7 protein-coding genes are annotated in these 5653 nt (G+C 61.2%); 2 read left to right on the top strand and 5 right to left on the bottom strand.

The window, feature by feature from the left end; genetic code table 11:
• Positions 1-361 precede the first annotated feature (361 nt).
• The 4 genes from E7813_RS07045 to E7813_RS07060 all read right to left on the bottom strand — a co-directional run bounded on the left by E7813_RS07045 (position 362) and on the right by E7813_RS07060 (position 3499).
• Positions 362-1885: an FAD-dependent oxidoreductase gene (locus tag E7813_RS07045; RefSeq protein ID WP_291572222.1), complete on the bottom strand. Its 1524-nt coding sequence runs from the start codon at positions 1883-1885 to the stop codon at positions 362-364.
• A gap of 93 nt (positions 1886-1978) precedes the next feature.
• Positions 1979-2491, bottom strand: a complete 513-nt coding sequence (gene msrA, locus E7813_RS07050; RefSeq protein WP_291572224.1) for a peptide-methionine (S)-S-oxide reductase MsrA — start codon at positions 2489-2491, stop codon at positions 1979-1981.
• 113 nt (positions 2492-2604) lie between these two features.
• Positions 2605-2955 carry a septal ring lytic transglycosylase RlpA family protein gene (locus E7813_RS07055; protein ID WP_291572226.1) on the bottom strand — a complete coding sequence of 117 codons (351 nt, stop codon included), beginning with the start codon at positions 2953-2955 and terminating at the stop codon, positions 2605-2607.
• Positions 2956-3253: 298 nt separating this feature from the next.
• Positions 3254-3499, bottom strand: coding sequence for a hypothetical protein (locus tag E7813_RS07060; protein WP_291572228.1), 246 nt, complete (start codon positions 3497-3499; stop codon positions 3254-3256).
• Positions 3500-3739: 240 nt separating this feature from the next.
• Here E7813_RS07060 and E7813_RS07065 point away from each other — a divergent pair, with 240 nt between their 5' ends.
• Positions 3740-3916: a hypothetical protein gene (locus E7813_RS07065; protein ID WP_291572230.1), complete on the top strand. Its 177-nt coding sequence runs from the start codon at positions 3740-3742 to the stop codon at positions 3914-3916.
• A gap of 260 nt (positions 3917-4176) precedes the next feature.
• On the opposite strand, the gene E7813_RS07070 is transcribed toward E7813_RS07065, so the two are convergent.
• A complete protein-coding gene (locus E7813_RS07070) occupies positions 4177-4314 on the bottom strand; it encodes a hypothetical protein (RefSeq protein ID WP_291572233.1) in 138 nt (45 codons plus the stop codon).
• Positions 4315-4373: 59 nt separating this feature from the next.
• On the opposite strand from E7813_RS07070, the gene E7813_RS07075 reads away from it, so the two are divergent.
• Positions 4374-5653, top strand: a 1280-nt coding sequence (locus E7813_RS07075) for a sulfatase-like hydrolase/transferase (RefSeq protein ID WP_291572235.1), incomplete at its 3' end; no start/stop codon positions are given.

Raw genomic sequence — 5653 nt, forward strand, 5'->3', positions numbered from 1 at the left:
GCGCTCTCCCCGGTGACCGGGCTTTGTTGCCACCGTCGCCGGCGGATAACTCCGCCGACTTGACACCAGCGTCGGGGTGTCAGGACCACACGACTTCGCCGTCCGCATCAAACGCATTCGTCAAAGCGCCATCAGCGTCCACCGCATCCCGCCCCGCGTCCGTGACGATTGCGAGCCGCCCCTCTGTGGGACAGGACAAGATGGATATGGACTGATTTGGATGTTCGGAAAATCAGAATATTTTTGTGAGTGAGGCTTTACAGGTTTTGCTGATTTGCCCGTCGGGTGAAACAGATTGAACGTGAAGGAGATTTTCGCCTGCCCGTTCCGGAGCCTGCGCTTTGGCCGGATCGAAGTCCGCTCAGCGCACCGCCCGCTCCATCTCCAGTTCGCACCTGAGGCTTTCGAGATCGCGGTAGATCGAGGCGACCGCCAGCGTGCGGCCCTTGCTCTTGTAGCGCAGCAGGCAATCCTTCGCGGCGATGTCACCGTCGATCACGATCTCGTCCCAGGCCTCGGCGTGGCCGACATAGTTGATCGGCACATCGTAATGCTGGCTCCAGAAAAACGGCACGGCGTCGAATGTTTCGCGCTGCCCCAGCATGTTGCGCGCCGCGGTCTGGCCCTGGCGTTCGGCCACCACCCAATGCTCGACCCGGATTGCGCCTTGAGAATGCGGATCGGGCCAGCGCGCGATATCGCCCGCGGCATAGATGCCGGCAACGCTGGTCTCGAGATACGCGTTGACCGCCACGCCGCGGTCGAGCGCAAGGCCGGCCTGCTCGGCCAGCGCCAGCCGCGGCCGCACGCCGACACCGACGACGACCACATCGGCCTCCAGCACGCCGCCGCTTTTGAGCGTGGCGCGCTTGCCGGCAATCGCCGTCACGGTATCTCCGAGATGGAAAACGACGCCATGCGCTTCATGCAGCGCGCGCACGAAATCGCCCATCGCGGGTCCGAGCACACGCTCCATCGGCCGCTGTTCCAGTCCGACGACGTGAACCTCGATCTCGCGCGTTCGCAGCGCGGCTGCTGCTTCCAGCCCGATGAAGCTCGCGCCGATCACGATCGCACGACGCGCGCCTTTGGCGGACTCGAGAATCGCGCGGCAATCGGCGAGCGAGCGCAACACATGGACATGGGGCTGGTCGGCGCCCGGAAACGGCAGCCGCACCGGCTCGGCGCCGGTCGCCAGCAGCAGGCGGTCGTAGGCAACGGCTTTGCCACCGGCGAGGATGACGTTGCGCGCTTTGGTGTCGATCGAGGCCACTTCGGTCTCAAGCCGCAGGTCGATCCCGGCATCCCTGTAAAAATCATCCGGACGCAGCGGCAGCCAGTCCTCCGGCGCGCTGCCGGCCAGATAATCCTTGGACAGGTTCGGCCGATCCACCGGTGCGGCGGCATCGTTGCTCAGCATCACGATGCTGCCGCGATAGTCCTGCCGCCGCAGCATCTCGGCCGCGGCAAAACCCGCCGCACCGCCGCCGACGATCACGATTTGGCCGGGCGCTTCCACCGCGCCTTTGACGCGCGGCTTCGGCTGCTGGCGTTTTCGCCGGACGAAGATGCGCGCCTCTTCGCGCTCGACCTGCCAGACTGCAAGCGGATTGAGCGCGGGCGCCCGCGCCGCCTCTCCGGTGCGCAGGTCGAAGCAGGCGTGGTGCCAGGGGCAGCGGATGCTCTCGCCGGCCACCAGTCCCTCCGCGAGCGGCCCGTGATAGTGGCTGCAATGCGCGTCGATGGCGAAGACATCCGGCCCTGAGCGCACCAGCAACACCTCGTCGTCGCCGACATGGCCGAGCAAAACCTCGCCGCTGAATTCGGAGAGCGCGACGCCGCGCGTCAGATCCGGACCGGCAGGCGGGGCTTGTTGATCGGCCATGTCTCACGCTCCCGTGAATCGAAAGATGAGGTTTTGAACTCCCCTCCCCCCGCGCACATCGCGCGGGGTGGGAGGGGAGAAAGGAGCCGGACGTCATCCCGCCTTGCGCCGCGGCAGTTTCCAGCCGGGGCGCACGAAGTGGCAGGTGTAGCCGTTCGGAATCCTTTCGAGATAATCCTGATGCTCGGGCTCGGCTTCCCAAAAATCTCCCGCCGGGACGACTTCGGTGGTGGCCTTGCCGGGCCACAGTCCGGAGGCGTCGATATCGGCGATGGTGTCCAGCGCGATGCGCTTCTGCTCGTCGCTGGTGTAGAAGATTGCCGAGCGGTAGCTCATCCCGATATCGTTGCCTTGCCGGTTGCGCGTGCTCGGATCGTGGATCTGGAAGAAAAATTCGAGGATGTCCCGAAAGCTCGTCACCCGGGGATCGAACACGATCTCGATCGCCTCGGCGTGCGTGCCATGGTTGCGGTAGGTCGCGTTGCGCACGTCGCCTCCAGTGTACCCGACGCGCGTAGAGAGCACGCCGCGCTGGCGCCGGATCAGATCCTGCATGCCCCAGAAACAGCCGCCCGCCAGTACCGCCCGTTCGCTGTTGTCGCTCATGTCATGATCCCTTTCGAAATCGCGGCTGCCGACCGGCAGGGTCGCATGCCGTCCACCGTTGCCAGCTGGGTACAATACAGCCTATCGCAACGAGGCGCGAGGGTGTGCCGCCACTATGGCGGCTCGACACCCAATTCCGGCTCGACATTCACGTCCGCGGTGCCGCTGTCGATCATGTCGAGTTGGCGCGCAGCCGCGCGGCTCACGTCGATGACGCGGCCGCGGCCATACGGCCCGCGATCGGTGATGCGCACGACCACGGTCCTGCCATTGTGAAGGTTGGTGACAAGCACCACGGTGCCGAACGGCAAGGTGCGGTGCGCCGCCGTCAGTCCGTTCGGTCCGGTAACCTCGCCGCTAGAGGTAAGACCGCCGCGATAGAACGCCGCCGTGCCCTGCTCGGCATGAACGGGGCTGACGGCCATCGCGGTCAAAACAAAGACCCATGAAAACTTCGAACTCATAACCGGCAATGAACCAGCACCGACTAAGTTCCCGCCAGAGGTGATGGTGGGCGCGTCAGGGGTCGGACCTGTGACCCCCTCACGTTTGCTGACGTTCTTCCCGGCCTGTTCACGTCGTATCGTTGCCCTGCGTTGCCGTAGAGGCTTTTGATTCTAACAAAGAAACGGCCCCAACCTTGGGGGGAAGGCTGAGGCCGCTATTTTGTGTAGACCTCGCGCCGGGGCGGCCCGGCACGCTCCTAAAACGCAAAGGCTTGGATTTGGTTCCGGGGCGGGCCAAACAATATTTAATCGCCGGTCAGATTTTCGGCGCTTCGCCAGCCCGGTCGAACACCGGTGTTTTCTCGACATCGTCGGGTTCGGCACCCGAAGGCGTGTCTTCGGCCGCGTGCCGTAGCGCCTCTGTGGTGGCATCCAAGCCATCATCGGTTTCGTTTGCCTGGCTCCCAGAGTCGTGCGGTCGCGGCGGCACCTGTTGGGCAGCGGAACCGGTGTTGGTATCGACCACGCTGGACCGGCGCGGCGTTCGATTTTGCTGTGTCATCGGATGACTCCTTGATGAGTCAATCCGATCGGTTGCCTTCCGTTCCATGGCGCACGTAAGCGAGCCATCGGGCCGTTTTCTAACCCTTTATTTACACCACGCATCCACAGTGATCGCGGGCTGCGTAACATGCCCATAGAGTAGGAAGCCGTCACCGAGTTCCTCAACCCGGTGACGGCTTTTCTTTGAGCGTTCCATGTCCCTTTGTGCTATCTCGGCACGTATCCTTCGGTGCGGCACATGGATCAACGGACCAAAGCGACGCTGTGGATCGCCTTCCTCGTATTGGCATCCTACTTCGTTTGGTTCTTCCTCAGTTGCGCGATGGATGCCAATTGTCATCTTGTCTGCCGGTTTTACGGCAGTTATCGCGGCGGCTGCTATACGCAGCGGACACCCGATCTGAAATCGCCGTAGCGTTTCACAGATCACAAAGACCACCCAACCCGCAGGCGCACAGCGGTAAGGTATCATTGCCGTTATCGTTGGCTTTGCGGTTCCGGGAAATAGCCAAGTAATTGATATTAATGGTGGGCGCGACAGGGCTCGAACCTGTGACCCCCTCGATGTCAAATCCATTGTATTGATATCATTCGGCTTTCGAAAACGTCGGTTGTCGTTCTCCCGGTCTGTTCACGCCGTATCGTCGCCAGCGTTGCCGCGAACGCTTTTCGTGCTCAGCCGCTCTGGACCGCAGCGCCGAGCATGACGATCAGCGATACCCACTTCGCCATCTGGACCGGCGACCGCTTTGCCGCCGGCACACGAGGGGGAGCAATCTGGCACAAGGGAATGGCCCGAAGCATCGCGCGCATGACGGCGGATGGCGTTGCCTGGCGGTTGTGGAAATTCCGCACGTCTCTATCATGTCTAGATGACATTGACCTTGGTACTCGTCGCAGGTATCGGCGTTATCTGGTTTGCAGAGCGCAGCCTTGAGCACCTAAAATTGGCGATTGGCGGATTGTGCCTCAGTACCGCGGTGCTGCTGTTCGTGGTAGCCGATTTTGGAAGGGCGATTCTGCTGTCATCGATCCTGGCGGCAGCAATCTCCGGAGCGTCCTGCGTCAAGTACAATCACAGCGGGCTGAAGCTGATTGTAACAGATTTGCCGCTGGCGTTTGCGGGAACAGTTCCATTTCTTGTAGTCCAGTATCCGATCGCAGTTATAGCTGTTGTAGGCGGAGGCATCGTGCTCATGCTCGCTGCAATTGCTGTCCTCTACGTACCCGGATGGCCGGCCACTACTCCGGAATTTCAGATCATCCTGTTCGGAACTGCACTCGCTGGTTTAGTGATAGCGTACAAGGCAGGCGGGGGAACCACCTCCCATCAGCGGATCGCGACTGAGCGACGCTGCTTTTATTCGACCTTCATAGCCTCGCTGCTCGATCCGCTTTCCTGGCGACGGTTTGGCGGCCTGTCTCTCAGCGATATTGCCAACGACCCACTGCCATTGATGCCTGCCGTTCCAGCCCGCGCCCTCGACTGTCCGGACATCATCGTCATCCAGCACGAATCAATCTTTGATCCGCGCATTTATGGACTCCCCGTTGAGCCGACCGTCGAAGCGTTTCTATCTCCGAAAAACGGTCTTTACGGAGGTCTCAACGTCGATATTTTTGGCGGCGGATCCTGGCAATCCGAATTCAGCCTGCTAACCGGCCTTTCGAGCGCAAGTTTCGGTTCAAACGCTTATTTTCTCTTCAAGAGAGGTGTCGGCCGCTTCCACAACAGTCTTTCCCACGCGCTAGCAGCGCTTGGCTACCGGACATCCCTGGCATCGAGCTGCCGCCGTAACTTTCTCAACTATGACGATTTTTATCGCTCGATCGGCATTGGCGAGCGTCTTTTCACCGATGATTTTCCTCCGCCGTTCGACGTCAAGCGATTTGAAGCGACGAATTCAGATGCATTGTTTCTAAAGGCGGCAATCGATGCTCATGCGAGAAGCATTGCGGCCGATGCAGCGCCTCGGTTTCTATATGCGCTAACCAATTTTAATCACGGCCCTCACAGCCGAAGGCTGACCGCACCTGGATGCTTTGACAGAGAGCGGGCCTTCGCCACCGCGAGCCTCTCCGATCCCCGCTATGCCGAATATTACGCCAGGCTCGCAGAAACCGCCGCCACCTGGAATAGTCTCAAATCAGC

The organism is Bradyrhizobium sp. (assembly GCF_004799405.1).
GTDB lineage: Bacteria > Pseudomonadota > Alphaproteobacteria > Rhizobiales > Xanthobacteraceae > Bradyrhizobium.

Bases quoted from the DNA above. Each gene is read 5' to 3' on its own strand.
- msrA (WP_291572224.1), bottom strand. From the start codon at position 2,491: ATGAGCGACAACAGCGAACGGGCGGTACTGGCGGGCGGCTGTTTCTGG.
- E7813_RS07060 (WP_291572228.1), bottom strand. From the start codon at position 3,499: ATGACACAGCAAAATCGAACGCCGCGCCGGTCCAGCGTGGTCGATACC.
- E7813_RS07045 (WP_291572222.1), bottom strand. From the start codon at position 1,885: ATGGCCGATCAACAAGCCCCGCCTGCCGGTCCGGATCTGACGCGCGGC.
- E7813_RS07070 (WP_291572233.1), bottom strand. From the start codon at position 4,314: ATGCGCGCGATGCTTCGGGCCATTCCCTTGTGCCAGATTGCTCCCCCT.
- E7813_RS07055 (WP_291572226.1), bottom strand. From the start codon at position 2,955: ATGAGTTCGAAGTTTTCATGGGTCTTTGTTTTGACCGCGATGGCCGTC.
- E7813_RS07065 (WP_291572230.1), top strand. From the start codon at position 3,740: ATGGATCAACGGACCAAAGCGACGCTGTGGATCGCCTTCCTCGTATTG.